We start from the raw sequence: 17,297 nt of genomic DNA on the forward strand, positions 1-17,297 counted from the left end.
CCGAATTACGGTTCAAAGGTCACTTGGGTATAAAAGTCAGGTATTATAGCCTTCCTAGTTCGAATAGTTGAGCAATTTCACATATTTTCATGTACACACTTCGCCCATATCAAGCTGACTCTGTTAAAGCCGTTATTCATTACTTTCGCAAACATTCCACCCCCGCAGTGATCGTACTACCAACTGGTGCTGGGAAAAGCTTAGTTATTGCAGAACTGGCACGCCTTGCCAAAGGGCGTGTGCTGGTTTTGGCCCACGTAAAAGAGCTGGTGGAACAAAACCACGCGAAATATGAAGGCTACGGTTTGAAAGGCGCCATATTTTCGGCAGGATTAGGAAGAAAGGAAACCGACCAACAAGTGGTGTTTGCCTCGGTGCAATCGGTAGTGCGCAATTTGGACTCCTTCAAAAACCAGTTCTCACTTCTGGTTATCGATGAATGTCACCGTGTGCCAGACGATAAAAACAGCAGCTATCAAAAAGTGATTACGCACCTTCGAGAGCTCAACCCTGGCATCAAAGTTTTGGGCTTAACGGCAACACCCTATCGTTTAGGAATGGGATGGATTTATCAATACCACACCCGAGGTCAAGTACGCACCGAAGAGTCGCGCTTTTTCCGCGACTGCATTTTCGAACTGCCTATCCGTTACTTGCTGGACGAAAACTTCCTCACCCCCGCACGCATGATGGATGCGCCCGTTTTGTCTTACGACTTCTCGCAGCTGAAACCCGCTAATACCGGACGCTACAAAGAAGCGGAAATGGACATGGTTATCGACAAAGCCAAACGCGCCACTCCTCAGATCGTAGAGCAAATCATTCAATACGCGAGAGAGCGTAAAGGCGTGATGATCTTTGCTGCAACAGTTCGACATGCTCAAGAAATTCACGGCCTGCTGCCAGAAGGCGAAACCGCCATCGTCATTGGTGACACTCCAACGCCAGAGCGCGATGCGATCATTCAAGCTTTCAAAAATCGTGAAATCAAATACTTGGTGAATGTCTCTGTGTTAACCACCGGATTTGACGCGCCTCATGTGGATTTGATTGCCATCTTGCGCCCCACTGAGTCGGTCAGCTTATATCAACAAATTGTTGGACGAGGTTTGCGTTTATCGGAAGGTAAAAATGAATGTCTGGTACTCGATTACGCGGGTAACAGTTACGATTTGTATCAGCCAGAAGTGGGAGATCCAAAACCCGACTCCACCAGCGAGATCATTACTATTCCTTGCCCCGCTTGCGGATTTAACAACAATTTCTGGGGTAAATTGGACAGCAATGGCTTTTTACTCGAACACTTTGGCCGACGATGCCAAGGTTACTTTGAAGATGAAGACACGGGCGAACGCGAACATTGTGGCTACCGTTTTCGTGCCAAATATTGCAGCGAATGTGGCGCAGATAATGATATTGCCGCTCGTATATGCCATGAATGTGATGCAACATTGGTCGACCCAGATAAGAAACTGAAAGAAGCGCTGAATTTGAAAGACGCACTGATCTTCGAGTGCACAGAAATGGACTTGTCCGTGTTCAAATCAAATGACGGTAAATCACAGCTCAAAGTCACGTATTCGGGAGAACCATACCAAGGCGAGGGTCATGCGTTAGTTCATGAGTTTTGGTCATTAAACACCAAGAAACAGAAGCAAACTTTTAAAGACCAGTTTGTGCGCCCTCACCTTGCCGATAAACATCGCCCGTTTGAAGAAGCATCGCCTACACGAGTCGTCGCTAATCAACACCGTTTCCGTTTACCGCAGTTTGTCATTGCCAGAAAGTCTGGGCGCTTTTGGAAGTTACGCGACAAGATTTTTGAAGATGAACTTAAATAACGCTCGATTCGCACCAGTGAATTGGCCAAGAGCAAAGTGAATGTGACTGAACCGACAGTTCACACGATGATTCACTTTCTGTTCATGTACAGCTAGATATAATTTTGCCAACTCTTCAGAAAAGGTTTTGCTATGTATAAACCAGTGACTTCTCAAAATCTTGCGTTGTTTTTCAGCCTCGCCCCGATGCTGATTTCTGCACCAAGCTTCGCGCAGCAAAATGATATTTACACCACACAAAATGGCCACGCCATCGTGCAAGATGTCGAAAAGCCCGGCACTCGTATCGAATTTGATGAAGACCAGGATGAGGTCTACCGCGCCGTACAAAAAGGCTACATTCGTCCCTTCTCTGAGCTTTACGCAGCCGTCGAAAATGACCTTTATGGTCGCATCATCAAAGTCGAGCTTGAAGAAGATGACAATGAATGGGTTTACGAACTGAAAATACTCTTCAACAATAGTGTGTTGAAAGTCGAATATGACGCTGCCACATTGGAAATGCTGGAAGTCAAAGGTCGAAACTTCAATAAAGCTTTAAAACCACCACAAAACTAAATAATAAGAAGCGCTGCCATGAAAATACTTGTTGTCGAAGATGATCCTCGTCTAGGCGAGCAAATTATCGAAACGTTGGAAAATAACGGTTGGGTACCTGAACTATCACAAGATGGCATTGACGCGCTCTACCGAGCGACATCCGAAGAATGGGACGCGATTGTACTCGATCTTGGTCTACCGAAACTCGATGGCTTGACCGTTTTAAAGGGCATTCGAGATGAAAACATCAACACTCCGGTCGTGATCCTAAGTGCGCGTGATACCTTAACTCAACGAGTAGAAGGCCTAAACGCAGGCGCCGATGATTACCTGACTAAGCCGTTTGAAATGGTTGAGCTTATCGCTCGTCTTCGCGCCCAACTGCGCAGAGCATCTGGTAACGCTTCTCCGGTCATGCAAATAGGCGATTTAAGCCTAGATACCAGAACCTCAAAAGTGATGTGGCAAGGCCAAGCAGTGAGCCTAACAGCGCTGGAATATAAAGTAGTCGCTTACTTTATGCATAATCCTGAAAAAGTCATTTCACGCACGGAGCTTGTGGAGCACATTTACAAGCAAGACTTTGATCGTGACTCCAACACGATTGAAGTATTTATCGGTCGTATTCGTAAGAAAATCGCCCCAAAAATCATCAAAACCGTGCGTGGCTTAGGGTATCAACTGAATGCCGAATAAGAACAAACTGCCGCTGCATGCCTTAAAGCGCTTAAGTATCAAAAGCCGATTGGTGTTGGCGGCGGTTGTATGGCTCACCGCCATGATCCTTGCTGCGGGTGTCACCATTCCTACCCAAGTTTATAACTATATGGTGGACGACACGCGCTCCCAACTGAGCATCTTTATGGATGAAATCGCCGCTCAATTGGAAGTCGATCATACAGGCCATCTTTCGTTAGCAGCTCAACTGTCGGACCCTCGCTTTAGTCGCCCGTACAGCGGCTTATATTGGAGTGCATCGACAGACTCAAGCCTCGAACGCTCTCGCTCGTTGTGGGATAAAAGAATCGAGTATAAAGGACTCGATAAAGATGCTTATGGTGCAAGAGACGAAAAACTGATTACTCTGGAAAAAGCGCTATATCTACCCGACTACGATGGTCCAATTCATATCATCGTAGGTATCGACGAAGAGCCAATAAAAAGCACACTGCAAACCCTTATTGGTCAACTCTGGCTAATTCTAGGATTGTTGTTTGCTGGCGTTCTGACTGTCATTCTCTTGCAAATCGTTTGGTCATTGAGTCCACTAACTAAACTTCAAAAAGAGCTGGCAGAGCTCAAAGCTGGAAATAAAAAGAGTTTAGAAGAAACTTATCCGAAAGAGATTTCGCCACTTATTTCAGACCTCAACGCTCTTCTTTTCCATTATCAGGAGTTACTGGAGCGTGCGCGTAACCACGCGGGTAATTTGTCACATGCACTCAAAACGCCGCTATCTGTGTTAAAAAATGAAGTGCAAACGCTAGAGCCCAAAACGCAAGCACGCTTAAACGCCCCACTCAACCAGATTCAAGATCACATCGACTATCATTTAGGTCGCGCTCGAATGGCGGGTTCCATGAACATCCTTTCTGTTAAAGCCAATCCAGCAGAGCGAGTGGATGCTATCTCAATGGCGTTCGATAAAGTCTATGCCGAGCGAGACATCACCTTAGTTAATGAGCTTGATTCTGAGTTGAATGTTGCAGTCGAAAAAACCGACCTCGATGAAATGATCGGTAACTTGCTTGAAAATGGCTATAAATGGGCAAATAGCATGATTCGCGTCCACTCTACTCTGGATAAAGATAGTATCCACCTGATTATCGAAGACGATGGGCCTGGAATCCCTCAAGCGCAATTAGGCCAAGTCATCAAACGTGGTGTCAGATTAGACGAAACAACGCCAGGTTCTGGGCTCGGTTTAAATATTGTGAGTGAAATGGCGCACAGCTATCGAGGCCTACTGGCTTTAGAAAAGAGCAAAATGGGTGGTTTAAAAGCCACATTAACGTTGCACCGTAGCCGTACTTAAAACGAATCACTAAAGACTCTTTTTCATCGGTAAACGCTAATCAAACCGATGAAAATAGAAGCGATACGAGCATTTTTCACGCTAAGTGATGAAAACCATCAACTTCGGATCCGCCAAATGATGTGTTTTTATTGATTTAGATACGATTTGGGTTGCCCAATTCTAAGTGGAATGATAGTATCCGCGCTCGCTTGAACAGTTCCTGTTTCAAGCTTTACCACGAACAACAAGGTCGCATTGTTGATTGTGAACATTTGATTTTTACTAATTTGAGAGTAAATACTATGAAATTCGAAGCAGTAGTACGTACTGAACTAGGTAAAGGTGCGAGCCGCCGCCTACGTCACGCTGGCAAATTCCCTGCAGTTGTATACGGCGGTGAAGAAGCAGCAGTAGCTATCGTTCTTAACCACGACGACATCGTAAACCAAATGGACAAGCCTGAATTCTACGAAGGCATCGTTCTAGTTATCGATGGCAAAGAAGTTAAAGTTAAGCCACAAGACGTTCAACGTCACGCGTTCAAGCCAAAAGTTGAACACATGGACTTCATCCGTATCTAATTCCCTACCAAGGAATTAATCGGATTAAATCCAGACCTTTTGCATAAAAGATAATCGGATTTACCAACCGAGACATCTAAAAAATTTCAAAACCCCGGAGTCTTACCACCTCCGGGGTTTTACTATATATGGCATTTGATTTACGAACGGGCAATGTACTTCATTAAAGTGAGGTCAGTCAGCGTCATGCTATCAATGATTTCGGATTCTTCTTCCCCGGTACGCACAAAACCACACTTCTTGTAAAAATTCAGCCCTTGATTATTGGTGTTCAGTGCTTTCAGACTTATCTGCATAACTGGCGTGGAGAGTAGACGTGTTTCGAGCTCATCTAACAGTGCACTTCCTGCCCCTTGCCCATAATGTAACGGCGAGACATAGCAACACGTTACCAACGCTGTTTTATCTTCACTGGTGTGGTTAGGCAACTCGTAACTTAAAAACCCGACGATTTCCCCTTGTTTCTCAACCACGATCAATTGAGCCAGTTGCTCCGTCATAACTCGTGTCCACATCCTTTCTCGGCGCTCAATGGTAAACTGCTCTATATAGCTTTGTGGCATTAACCCTTTGTACGCCACCTGCCACGAATCGACATGTATTTTAGCAATTTGAGCTGCTTCTTCTCTGACAGCATTCCTTACTGTGTATCCCATTACTTTCCTTTCTATTCATCCTGAGTAAATACGCGCAATCGGTTATAAGCTTCAAATCCCAAAGATTCGCACAACTTAATCGAAGGTGTATTTTCGATATTTACTCGGTATCTCACTTTACGATCTCGCGTTTTAACCTCCGCCACTAAGTGTGAAAGCAAGCGCTTACCGCACCCTTTTTCTCTCGCTTTAGGGCTAACCAGTAACGATAACGACTCAAATGGCTCCTTTCCTTCGTAGCAATATGACGCTAATGCCGCAACCAATTTACCCTCTTCTAAAATGCCATAGAAGAAGTGGCTATCGAGCTCGAAATCGGCTTTCTCAATATCTTCTGCGCTGTTACTACGTAAAAATGCGTCAAGCAACTCATTGTCAGATTCAATATTCAAAGTGAAAACATCAGCATCTTTATTGAAGGTATTATCATTAAATAAATGATAGTCGACGTCGTCATATTCGCAGAATAATTGCAGGTTATTTAATTTTCTCTCTAGCTCACTCGGCTGAAAATGTTTAATTTTATGCCAGAGATTTTCCGGACAGGATAAAAGAGTAAACGCATCAGATTGGAATAAATAAACAGCGGTGTGTTCGGAAAACCTTTTCCAAAATTGGGAGTCATAGTAATAACCGTTGTACGGTTTTTGACTGAGTTCAAACTGATTGCGCCAAGAGCAATCGATTTCTGCTGTTTTCGCAGATGATTTTATAAGCATCCCTACCTCTCTACCTTTGCAGTAGAAAATTATAACTATTTGTTTCGTAGGAACTTAGAAAAACATGAATTTGGCAAAATAATAACCAAACTTAGCGTCATACCTCACCAAAATGCGTATTGATTCACATAAACAACACGCATTCAATTAACTGCCTCACAAAAAATAGCTTAAGCCACATAAAATAAATGCTAAATACCAATTCTGTTTATTTATAGACGTAGTTTGCATGCTTATTAATTCGTATCTTCGATAGAAGTATAAATAAGAGATAGATCACTAAACTTTCACATTAATTCCGTATATTTCACGCCGTAACAATAACAAAATCACAAAGAAAGGATCCCTTATGAAGTTTTCCAAATCTCTATTGGTAGTGGCAGTGGGCGCTGCGCTAGCAGGATGCGGCTCAGACAGCGACAATTCACCAGTAACCTGTGAGACTGCAGATTCTTGTACTAAATTCACCGTTCTACACACTAACGACAACCATGGCCGCTTTTGGGAAAACAGCAAAGGCGAATATGGCATGGCTGCACGCAAAACTTTGATCGACTCTATTCGTGCAGAAGTGGAATCAAGCGGTGGCGAAACCATTCTATTGTCTGGCGGTGATATCAACACAGGTGTTCCTGAGTCAGACATGCAAGATGCAGAACCGGACTTCATAGGGATGAACCTGCTTGGTTACGACGCAATGGCTGTCGGTAACCACGAGTTTGATAACGCTTTAGATGTTTTGAGCAAGCAGATCCAATGGGCTGACTTCCCTATGCTCGCTGCAAACATCTACAAGAAAGACACCGATGGTAAAGTAACCGACGAACGTTACTTCGCGCCTTACAAAGTCTTCACGATTAACGGACTTAAAGTTGCGGTTGTTGGCCTAACAACAAAAGATACAGCGAAACTGGTAAACCCAAGTAACGTTGCTGATATCTACTTCGAAGATCCTCAAGTTGAAATCAAAAAAGTACTTAAGGAAATCGAAGCAAACGAAACTGTCGATCTAGTTTTTGCAACAACACACATGGGTCACTACCAAGATGGTAACCATGGTAGCGAAGCACCAGGTGACGTTTTATTAGCGCGTTCTCTTGAAGAAGGCCAACTAGATGCAATTATTGGTGGCCACTCACAAAACCCAGTATGTATGGAGCCGGGTACTAACGAATACGCAGACTTCAAACCAGGTGACGAGTGTGCTCCAGACCAACAAAATGGCACATACATCATGCAAGCGCATGAGTGGGGTAAATATGTTGGTCGTGCAGACTTCGAATACTACGATGGCAAACTGCACCTAGCAAACTACGCTTTGATTCCAGTAAACCTAAAGGCAAAAGATGCGAACGGTGACTACCAATTCATCGCTGAAGAAATCAAGCCAGATGCTGTAGTTAAGCAAATTCTTCGTACTTACCAAGAACAAGGTCAAGATCTGCTTGACGTTAAAGTATCTTCTACGGATGGCAAACTTGAAGGCGACCGCGGTGTAGTTCGCTCACAGCAAACGAACCTTGGCCACCTACTAGGTGAAGCGTACCGTACATACGAGCTAGTGAAAGCAGACTTTGGTGTGATGAACTCCGGTGGTGTTCGTGATTCAATCCAAGCTGGCGATATCACTTACCGTGATGTACTAACAGTACAACCATTTGGTAACTTCGTAACAAAAGCGACCATGACAGGTAAAGAAGTAAAAGAATACCTAGACGTCGTTGCTACGAAATCTGCGGGTTCTGGTGCTTACGCTCAACTAGACAACATCACTCTAGATGTAGATTGTGATGCTGGCTCAGTAACTATTACTGACATTAACGGTAAAGGCTTCAACCTAGACGCAACTTACACGTTCGCTGTAATTAGCTTCAGCGCTGCAGGCGGTGATGACTACCCAGTTATCCAAGTTGAATCAACTCAAATGACAGACGCATCAGTACTGCGTGAGTTCTTCGTAAACAACCCGCAAATCTCGGCGGATAGCTACAACAAGAACCTAGACAACATCAAGTACTTCAGCAATAGCCAAGCAGTGAAAGGCTGTCCTGCAACTGGTAGCTAATACTCTACACCTTACGCTCTGACTAGAATGGTTCTATCGAATCAATCCGTCAGAGCTCCTAAATCAAAACCGAAGCTTTGTGCTTCGGTTTTTTATTTTCGATAAATTGCTGATAATTCTCCACCTTCACAATCTGTTCAAAAATTGTTCATTTGTGTTGTTGACGCCCCTGTGCTGGGCTTCTATGTTTGATAAGGTCTTTCAAATATGCAGGCTCATCGGCTAAATTTCGCGAGACATTTTTATTCGCATAGTCAATGATTCTGAGAAAGATGTGAATGGCGTTACAAACACTGCTCTCAAACAATTTGTCTTTGGACTTCAAACGATGGTGATGTGCCTCCACGCGCACGCCAATGAGCAGCGATCTGGACGTCAATGTGTTCAAACTGCTGCCATCGAGTTCTGGAGGTCAAAAATGAAACGAGCCAGCAATAGCTACAGACTCCAAATGATCAAAGAAGTGGTCATCCGCCGAGAACGTGAAGCATGTACCGACCCTATGGCAAGGTACATTCACCAGTTAATGGATGAGCTTCCAACAAGCAAATTAGAGGTTGAGCTCAACCATCGATTTGCAGGAAATCACTTTGACGAACAAGCGGGAGGCTGGGTTAGCGACCGTTGGTCGATGAAATAACGCCAATTACCGATTTATAGGGAAAATGGATAGGAGATTCCCGGTTCTTAAAGGATACCTTGCCGGGCCGGGAATATGTAAAAAGCAGAAACAAGAACGATGGCGTGTCCGCACCTTAATTAGAAATGCTTCTAAAACAAATCTTGTTGAGGTGATGAATTATCTTGAAGCTGTTCTGGCTTCGTCTTACCTGCCAACATCTTTCTTCTGTATCTTTGACGACACAACTTAATAACGTGCAACTGCTGAGCGGGGGTTAAGTTCAGCCAATTAAACCGTTCCTCTCTTTTTCTCATACACCCCTTGCAAAACCCTTTTTCATCGGAGGTACATACTCCAACACAAGGGCTTGGGACAGTGAAAAATTCCAGTTGCTCCATACTATAAACGCTCTTTCCATGCTAGGGCGTGTTTGCCTAGTTTAAATAACTAAACGAGAAGATTACTCACCGACAAAATCTGTTATACACTTCGTTATGTCAAAAACATACGAAACCATAACCGTATGCTGACAAAAACAGTGTTTTATTACTTATACTTACCGCGTTTCTAAAAACGGAGTCTATAAAATGAAGCTTAGCCTAAAAACGTTAGTTACAGCAATCTCTCTCCCTGTTCTTATGACTGCTTGTGCTAGCAACGGTGATGATGTGAAAGAAATTACGGCTCAAGATTTACAGCACCACAACTGGGAACTTGTTCAAGTTGATGGTAAGAATATCGTTCTAGACGAAAACCAAAAAGCGGCTCGCCTAGAAATCGGTGAAAACCTAACAGCAAACGGCAATGCGGGTTGTAACAACTTCTTCGGTCAAGCTGAGCTGAAAAACAACCAACTACGCATCGAGAAAATGGGCATGACCATGAAGATGTGTATGGAAGATCAAATGAAGATCGAAAATGCAATGACACAAACACTATCTAACTGGAGTGACATCACTCTAACTAAAGATGGTCTTGTTCTGAAAAATGCCGATCATGAATTGACGTTTACTCTACGTGACTGGGTAAACTAATCTCAAGTCAGTAAACAAAACCATTTTTAAAAGCAGCCAACTGGCTGCTTTTTTTATACCTAAATTACGTGCCCTACTTTATGAATCAATGCCGCTAAACTTTCTACTTCCAACTTCTTCATTACATTGGAGCGATGAACTTCTATAGTGCGAAGCGAAACACACAGTTGGTTCGCCATATCCTGATTTTTCATCCCTTTAACCACCAGAATCAGTACTTCTTTTTCTCTTCTAGTAAGGCTTTGAAGAGTTAGTTTTGCACTTTGTTTTTCTTGGTTTTTTAGTGAACATTCCATAGCATTATCGATTGCCGCCACTAAAGCATTACCGTCCACAGGCTTTTGAAAAAAGTCCAACGCGCCTTCTTTTAAGGCGTCGACTGCCATTGGAATATCACCATGCCCAGTCAGGTATATAACGCTGATTGGACTGCATTGATTACGCATTAGCAGGTGAAGCTCCTGCCCACGCATTTCTGGCATTCGGCTATCCAACAATACACATCCAGCTTGATGCAGATTCACACTCTGTAAGAAATCTTGCCCGTTTGAATAGACATCGACGCTATAACCATAACTTTCTAACATAAAAGCCATTGATTCTAAAACAGGCACTTCATCGTCAACGATATAAAGTGGACAAAGATTACGACTCATTCTGAGCTTCCTGATATGGTAAAACGATAGTCACTTGGCACCCTGATGGGTCAATTGACCTAAAATTGATGGAACCTTGGTGCGCTTCAATTACATCGCGACAAATAGCAAGCCCTAGCCCTAGGCCATTTTCCTTCGTGGTATAAAAAGGCTGATCAAGAGGGGTATTTTGCTCTTCGAGCCCGACCCCGTTATCCATGACATCAATGATGACAACGTCATCACAAAAGCTGACATGGAGATCAACAAACAACTCTTTTTGCGAAGTCGAATGAGCAAGACAGGCATCTTTGGCGTTATTAAGCACATTAATGATCACCTGTTGCAATCCGGTCACATCCGCATAAACGTTTTGTACCTCGCCAGAATACATCACACCTAGTTGGATATTTTGACGTTGGAACTCATAATCCACCAACTTCATTGCATCATTGATGACGGCAGGTAAGTCAACCCAGCTTTTCTCGATTGGCGTCCGGTGAATCAAACTACGTAAACGCTGCACTATGTCACTCGCAGACGTCACTTGTTGTTGAATTTTCTCTATTATCGGCAACATTTCCTCGGGTGTAGTGCCTTGCTCCATCCGCATCTTTGCACCTTGACTGTAGTTTTTAATCGCAGCCAATGGTTGATTAATTTCATGTGCAATACTGCTGCCTAATTCTCCCACAATCGTAATACGTTGAGCATGTTCCAACATGCTACTCTTGCGACGTAAATCATTGAGGGTAGCTTTCAACTTTTCTCTACTACGTTTGAACGTCCACTCTAGCCAAAAGTGATAGATAGTCAGTAACACCAATGTTAGCAGCGCTGCGATAGCGACTGCTTGGTTTTTATGTAGCCACTCTTGAACCTTTTGCGCCCAAGGTTTCTGTAAGGGATGTAAGTCCAAATGCTTGTAGACTTTATCTACGTTAACGCTAGGCGCAGGTAGCGTCCAACCCACATTGTTGGCAGCAATAGCGGCTGAATGCGATGCAGGCATTGCAAACAGGGTTTGTGCGACCTTTTGCCCAACATCTACCGGAGCACGCTCCGTCATGGCCATGGTCCAATTTGGGTACAGAGGAGTACTAACTGCGCAAACCGAATCAGCAGGTCTTCTTTCGTTGAGCACTCGCAAATTATGCAGCTCTATCTTGCCTTCGGCCGCCATGTTTTCCAGCGTACAAGCAGGAACAATTGCAACATCAATTTGGTCGTCGATCACATCGAGAATCAACTGATCGGTCGGTGGGCCAGTAAAATGGATTGTTTCAAAGAACGATGAGTTGAAATACCCAAGTTTGTCGAGCTCATAACGTAGAGCAAGAAAACCACCAAACGCCTTTTCTGATACAGCGGCAATACTGGCTTCATTGATGTCTCTCAGTGTTTTAAAAGGCGATTCTTCACGCACAACAACGACTGATGCTATCGACTTGTTCGGCACATTGCTGTAAGCCGTTTTCTGCGTTGCTAGCCAGTTAATAGGGTACTCACGAGCAAGCTTAGTTGCCTGTCCTGGGCTCGTTAATATGAAATCCAACCAACCGTGTAAAAAGGCTTCTTCTAGTTGGTCAAAATCGTAAGTATGTAAGTTAAATTCATAGCTGGGGTTTTGTTCTTCCAACCATGTCATTGTGGGTTGCCAGGATTCTTTAGCGTGAGAATGCCCTCTCAATGCCAGCACACCTACATCAAATGTTGTCCTATCAGACTGATGTTCTGCTTTGACATGAGAAATACAGGTAAAACAAACAAATACAATAGAATAAAGGAGTTTCTGAAAATAATTTTTAGTCACTTAATAAAGCACAACGACAGCGTATTGGTTTCGCATTTTAGCACCGTTCCCCTCTCTAACTTTGTTGCTTTAGATCAATCCCACATCATTATTGTGGGAAACCACAATACCGCCTAACTATTGATTTCCTCAGAATGCCTTACCCACAAAGGGGTAGAACGCATTTCCGCTTATTTTAAGCCATGAACACCAAAAATGATTAAGAAACGTTCATGCCTGTACTCCCCCTTCAAAAGCATTCTATCTGTCGAAATATCAAGGATTCGGCAGCAAAACTTTAAATTAAAATATGGAAGCAACTCATGAAAAAATCGACAATTGCGTTGGGTGTGTTGGCCGCTGTCGCAGCGGTTGGCTACTCAGCTTACAATACGATGTTCTCAGCTGAGGCTGTGATTGTGGATGCTGCTGCTCAAGAGCAGAAGTTCACACAGTACGCTCACCCAGAACACTTCATCTCTGCACAACAACTGAAATCGCTGATGGATGCTGACAAAGACGTGGTTGTGATCGGTGCGCTAAACCCTATCAAACCAGATAGTCCTATTTCTGGTTCTTACACTATGTGGCGTAACGATTACTCAGCGACTGAAGACGCCTACGACTTCGGCGGTATGAGTAATAGCACAGAAGAAATGGAAACAATCCTAGGCAGCTTCGGCGCAACAACAGACAGCACAATCGTCGTCTACGCTGCGGGCTCACACCACGATGCTGCGCGTCTTTACTGGCAAATCCATAACCTTGGCCATCAAGATGTTCGTTACCTTGACGGGGGCTTGAACGCTTGGATGGGCGCTGGCTACCCAACAGGTTCTGCAAACCAAAGCGTTACAGCGGTTGAATACAACGCACCTAACACACAACAAGAGAACAATGCCCTAGCAACGCTAGACATGGTTATCGCAGCGCAAAACAACACTGATTGGGTGATCCTAGATACTCGCGGCAACGACGAGTTCAACGGTGAAGTTGCGGTTTCTGGCGCATACGGTCCGGGCACTATCCCAAGCAGTGTTCACATTAACTGGACCAAAGCGTTGAACGAAGACACAACGCTGAAATCAGCAGAAGAACTGCAAGCCCTTTACGGCGACATCATCAAAGGCAAGAAAGTTATCGCTTACTGCCAGTCTGGTGTTCGCTCTGCCCACACCACCATGATTCTTACTGAAGTACTAGGTGCAGAAGGCGTTTACAACTACGACGGCTCATGGATCGAGTACAGCCATGCTCACTACGAGCAGAAGAATCCTGAAGTGAACGTTATCAACGGCAAGAGCTAATCAACACGGAAACCGCAGTTAATGAACAATGTAATTTTTAGCCAAAAGCTATACGACACCGCGCAAATGATTGTCGATGGCTGTATGGGTGATGCCGATCCGGCATGTCAAACCGCATGTCCAATGCACACAGACGTAAAACAGTACGTTCGCATGGCTGGTGAAGGGAATTTCCAAGGCGCTTTGGATCTGATCCGCAGCAAATTATTCCTTCCTCAAACTCTTGGTCGTATTTGTGCCCACCCTTGTGAAGCGTCTTGTCGTCGTAACACTGAGTTCGGTCAGCCAATCAGCGTTGCAGGCATCAAACGTTTCGTCGCAGAGAAAATGGATAACCAAGATCACTGGGATCTCAACATTGCCCCTATGACGAACAAACACATCGCGATCGTTGGTGCAGGCCCTGCTGGCGCGCAAGCGGCTATTGAGCTTCGTCGTCAAGGCCACGAAGTAACGATTTACGAAAAGCTAGACGTTTACGGCGGCATGATGCGTGTGGGTATCCCTGAATACCGTCTACCACGCGATGTTATCGATTTCGAATACAGCTACCTAGCGATGCTGGGTATTAAAACTCAGTTTGGCGTTGAGATCGGCAAAGACATTAGCTTCGACACACTGCGCAGCGAGCATGATGCTGTCATTCTGGCTCACGGTGCACACGTCGGTTCGATCATCCCTCTGCCGGGTCATGACAACGATGGCGTGTTTTCTGCGGTTGAATACCTAAAAGAGATTTCTGAAACTCGCCAATTTCCACGTGCAGGTAAACGAGTGATGGTTGTCGGCGGTGGTGACGTTGCAATGGACTGTGCGCGCTCTTCATGGCGTATTGGTGCAAGCGACGTGTACCAATGCTCACTTGAGAGTATTGAAAACCTGCCAGCAAGCCAAGTCGAAATCGACGAGTCACTAGAAGAAGGCGTCGAGTTCAACGCAGGTTGGGGCCCAGTTGCTATCGAACACGAGAACGGCAAAGTAACCGGCATTACGATCAAGAAAGTCCTGTCTATCTTTGATGAGCAAGGCAACTTTGCACCTCAGTACAGCGAAGAAAGCAAAACCATCTCTGTAGACACCATCGTTTTTGCAACCGGTCAAATCGTGGCAGACATTACTGACGGTGCACTAGAGCAAACTCGCGGTGGTCGTTACGTGGTCAATAAACAAACACTAGCATCGAGCCTAGAAGACGTCTTCGTAGCCGGTGACGCGTGTGGCGGTAACATCGTGATTGAAGCGATGGCATTAGGTCGTAAAGCCGCAATGAGTGTTGAGCGTTTCCTAACGACTCGCCCACTAACTGAAGACCGCGACTTCGAGCAAGAATACAGCTACTCATCTCGTCTAGACGTACCACTACCAAAAGGTACGGTAGATACCCCTCGCCTACACGGTGAATTGCGTAACGCTGAAGAGCGTAAACAAGATTTTGCACAAGTGGATTTAGGCTTTACTGAAGAACAAATCAAACAAGAAGCATCTCGCTGTCTGCAATGTAGCTGCAAGCTATGTATGACCGAGTGCATCATGATGAACGACTTCAGTGATTGTCCGAAGACCATCTTCTCTGACTTCGTGAACAACAAGTCAATGGACCCACTGATGGCTTACTCATGTAACGCCTGTGACCAGTGCACCATCGTATGTCCGAAAGACTTCCCAATGAAGGAAATGTTCTTAGGCGCACGTGCTGACTTTGTTAAGGCAAACAATGGTGAATCACCAATGCCGGGTCACAAAGCAATCAACATGCACCAGAAGCTGGGCTTCTCAAAAATCTTCACTATGGCAAAACGAGCGGTATCGACAAAATGAGTAATAAAGTATTTATGCCAGGATGCAGCTTGCCATCCTACTCACCAGAAGGCGTCGCAGCAATTGCGAGCTACTTAAAAGAAGTGTACCCAGACATGGGCGCAGTACAGAAGTGTTGTGGTAAACCAACCGCTGCTATTGGCCAAACTGAGAAGTTCAAAGAGCGTTACGGCCAGCTTCAAGCAGACTTCAACAAGCTAGATGCACAAGAAGTCATTGTGGCTTGCCAAAGCTGCTACGGCATGATCAAGAAATCTGGCGGCACACAAAAGCCGGTTTCATTGTGGAAACTGCTTCCAGAAATTGGTTTACCGGAAGAACTGCGCGGTAAAGCCAAAAACAGCGACGTAGTGTTTACCATTCACGACTCTTGTTCGACTCGCTACGAGAAAGAACTGCAAGACGGCATTCGCTGGATCTTAAACGAGCTTGGCTACAAAACCTCTGAGCCAGAACACACACGTGAAAACACACGTTGTTGTGGCTTTGGCGGCATGGTAGTGCCAGCAAACCCAGACGTCGCAACACGCGTAATCAAACGCCGCGTGGAAGAGTTTGAGACAGACTACGTCGTGGTTTATTGCTCAGCTTGTCGTGCATCCATGATGGGTGTTGGTACGAAATCTTGGCACATTCTGGATCTGATGTTCGGCCCTGTGATCATGCAAGGTGATGAGCCGCCAGTAAACGTACTCGCTAGCCCTGTAAAAGCTTGGTTCAACCGCTACAAATCAAAAGCGGGTCTGATCAAGTGTATGTCTGTGTAGCTATGTCTATGTAACTACGTCTTTGTAGCTATATCTTTTTAATTATTAGGTTTAAGTGAAGTTGAACTTATGAAATTCGTAAAAATCGCTCTTATTGTCGCTGTTGTAGCTATTGCTCTGTTCGCGGCTAAACAAACTGGCATTCTTGAAATCATCACAGACATCAAGAGCCTACAAGATTGGATCGCCAGCTTTGGTGTGTGGGGCTACGCCGTATTCGTAGCAGCATTCGTGTTTGCGTGTGTTTTCCTACTGCCGGGCAGCGCGTTCACCATTGTGGCAGGTATCGTATTTGGCCCTATCAAAGGCGGTATCTTAGCGCTGTTTTCTGCAACGCTTGGCGCAGTAGCGGCATTCATCGTGGCGCGCTTCCTGCTTCGCAACACCATCATGAAAAAGTTTGGCGATAACCCAATCTTCAAGAAAATCGATGACGGTGTAGCAGCAAACGGTACAAGCTTCTTAATTCTGACTCGTCTTGTGCCTGTATTCCCTTTCAGCCTACAAAACTACGCTTACGGTCTAACCAGCCTAAACCTAGGCACTTACGCACTGGTTTCTCTACTGACAATGGCACCAGGCGCATTCATCTTCGCTTACATGGCGGGGGATATTGCGACAAACGGCGTGTCTGTGATGTTGCTAGTGAAATTTGCGGTTGCGGGTCTTGTGCTGTTTGGTATGTCTCTGATTCCAAAATACATCGCGAAGAAAAAAGGCATCAATATGGAAGAATTAGCGAAGTAGTCCGGTCTATCCAACATTGATGCTAAAAGAGTGCAGCTATCGTGCTGCGCTCTACCCTTTACATTATTGATAGTAATTCCCTGAATCAATTAATAAATCCTATTGGGATTCACATTGATAATACCGCGAGATAGATTACTATCCTTGTGAAGGACA

At 44.8% G+C, this 17,297-nt stretch carries 17 protein-coding genes; 12 read left to right on the forward strand and 5 right to left on the reverse strand.

Features of this window, described 5'->3' with window-relative positions:
- Nucleotides 1–89: 89 nt before the first annotated feature.
- From ACF8OV_RS06535 to rplY, 5 genes are all read left to right on the forward strand, one after another.
- A complete protein-coding gene (locus ACF8OV_RS06535) occupies nt 90–1,841 on the forward strand; it encodes a DEAD/DEAH box helicase (RefSeq protein ID WP_021453519.1) in 1,752 nt (583 codons plus the stop codon).
- Between the two features lie 132 nt (nt 1,842–1,973).
- On the forward strand, nt 1,974–2,399 hold the full coding sequence (locus tag ACF8OV_RS06540) for a PepSY domain-containing protein (protein ID WP_005462404.1): 426 nt from the start codon (nt 1,974–1,976) through the stop codon (nt 2,397–2,399).
- An 18-nt stretch (nt 2,400–2,417) separates the two neighbouring features.
- Nucleotides 2,418–3,077: a response regulator transcription factor gene (locus tag ACF8OV_RS06545; protein ID WP_005478918.1), complete on the forward strand. Its 660-nt coding sequence runs from the start codon at nt 2,418–2,420 to the stop codon at nt 3,075–3,077.
- A complete protein-coding gene (locus tag ACF8OV_RS06550) occupies nt 3,067–4,416 on the forward strand; it encodes an ATP-binding protein (protein WP_025818177.1) in 1,350 nt (449 codons plus the stop codon). Before ACF8OV_RS06545 ends, ACF8OV_RS06550 begins: the two co-directional genes overlap by 11 nt.
- 284 nt (nt 4,417–4,700) lie before the next feature.
- Nucleotides 4,701–4,979: a 50S ribosomal protein L25 gene (rplY, locus tag ACF8OV_RS06555; RefSeq protein ID WP_005378066.1), complete on the forward strand. Its 279-nt coding sequence runs from the start codon at nt 4,701–4,703 to the stop codon at nt 4,977–4,979.
- A 140-nt stretch (nt 4,980–5,119) separates the two neighbouring features.
- On the opposite strand, the gene ACF8OV_RS06560 is transcribed toward rplY, so the two are convergent.
- On the reverse strand, nt 5,120–5,635 hold the full coding sequence (locus ACF8OV_RS06560; RefSeq protein WP_317676144.1) for a GNAT family N-acetyltransferase: 516 nt from the start codon (nt 5,633–5,635) through the stop codon (nt 5,120–5,122).
- Between the two features lie 11 nt (nt 5,636–5,646).
- On the reverse strand, nt 5,647–6,354 hold the full coding sequence (locus ACF8OV_RS06565; RefSeq protein ID WP_203502797.1) for a GNAT family N-acetyltransferase: 708 nt from the start codon (nt 6,352–6,354) through the stop codon (nt 5,647–5,649).
- Nucleotides 6,355–6,703: 349 nt separating this feature from the next.
- Between ACF8OV_RS06565 and ushA the strand changes: the two genes are divergently transcribed.
- Together ushA and ACF8OV_RS06575 are read left to right on the forward strand one after the other, a co-directional pair.
- Complete coding sequence (gene ushA / locus ACF8OV_RS06570) at nt 6,704–8,419, forward strand: bifunctional UDP-sugar hydrolase/5'-nucleotidase UshA (RefSeq protein WP_203502799.1); 1,716 nt, start codon at nt 6,704–6,706, stop codon at nt 8,417–8,419.
- Between the two features lie 418 nt (nt 8,420–8,837).
- A complete protein-coding gene (locus tag ACF8OV_RS06575) occupies nt 8,838–9,059 on the forward strand; it encodes a hypothetical protein (RefSeq protein ID WP_005462330.1) in 222 nt (73 codons plus the stop codon).
- 131 nt (nt 9,060–9,190) lie between these two features.
- Here ACF8OV_RS06575 and ACF8OV_RS06580 read toward each other — a convergent pair whose 3' ends face one another.
- Nucleotides 9,191–9,439 (reverse strand): DUF1289 domain-containing protein, encoded by a 249-nt coding sequence (locus ACF8OV_RS06580; RefSeq protein ID WP_025499858.1) that lies wholly within the window; start codon nt 9,437–9,439, stop codon nt 9,191–9,193.
- Nucleotides 9,440–9,628: 189 nt separating this feature from the next.
- Here ACF8OV_RS06580 and ACF8OV_RS06585 point away from each other — a divergent pair, with 189 nt between their 5' ends.
- Complete coding sequence (locus ACF8OV_RS06585; protein WP_005486896.1) at nt 9,629–10,075, forward strand: META domain-containing protein; 447 nt, start codon at nt 9,629–9,631, stop codon at nt 10,073–10,075.
- 59 nt (nt 10,076–10,134) lie between these two features.
- On the opposite strand, the gene ACF8OV_RS06590 is transcribed toward ACF8OV_RS06585, so the two are convergent.
- The gene (locus ACF8OV_RS06590; protein WP_017448681.1) at nt 10,135–10,731 is read right to left on the reverse strand and encodes a response regulator transcription factor; all 597 of its coding nucleotides are present in this window, start codon (nt 10,729–10,731) and stop codon (nt 10,135–10,137) included.
- On the reverse strand, nt 10,721–12,463 hold the full coding sequence (locus ACF8OV_RS06595; protein WP_373897128.1) for a PhnD/SsuA/transferrin family substrate-binding protein: 1,743 nt from the start codon (nt 12,461–12,463) through the stop codon (nt 10,721–10,723). Before ACF8OV_RS06595 ends, ACF8OV_RS06590 begins: the two co-directional genes overlap by 11 nt.
- A 362-nt stretch (nt 12,464–12,825) precedes the next feature.
- Here ACF8OV_RS06595 and ACF8OV_RS06600 point away from each other — a divergent pair, with 362 nt between their 5' ends.
- The 4 genes from ACF8OV_RS06600 (at nt 12,826) to ACF8OV_RS06615 (ending at nt 17,141) form a co-directional block, all read left to right on the forward strand.
- Entirely contained in the window at nt 12,826–13,809 is a 984-nt protein-coding gene (locus tag ACF8OV_RS06600; RefSeq protein WP_203502803.1) for a sulfurtransferase, read from the forward strand.
- Nucleotides 13,810–13,830: 21 nt separating this feature from the next.
- Nucleotides 13,831–15,627: an FAD-dependent oxidoreductase gene (locus ACF8OV_RS06605; protein WP_193304970.1), complete on the forward strand. Its 1,797-nt coding sequence runs from the start codon at nt 13,831–13,833 to the stop codon at nt 15,625–15,627.
- Nucleotides 15,624–16,394, forward strand: coding sequence for a (Fe-S)-binding protein (locus tag ACF8OV_RS06610; RefSeq protein WP_203502805.1), 771 nt, complete (start codon nt 15,624–15,626; stop codon nt 16,392–16,394). The genes ACF8OV_RS06605 and ACF8OV_RS06610 overlap by 4 nt, the downstream gene beginning before the upstream one ends.
- Before the next feature lie 69 nt (nt 16,395–16,463).
- Nucleotides 16,464–17,141, forward strand: a complete 678-nt coding sequence (locus tag ACF8OV_RS06615; protein WP_005462335.1) for a TVP38/TMEM64 family protein — start codon at nt 16,464–16,466, stop codon at nt 17,139–17,141.
- Nucleotides 17,142–17,297 lie beyond the last annotated feature (156 nt).

It is taken from the genome of Vibrio sp. GLN_1, assembly GCF_043106015.1.
In the GTDB taxonomy this organism is placed as follows: domain Bacteria; phylum Pseudomonadota; class Gammaproteobacteria; order Enterobacterales; family Vibrionaceae; genus Vibrio; species Vibrio parahaemolyticus.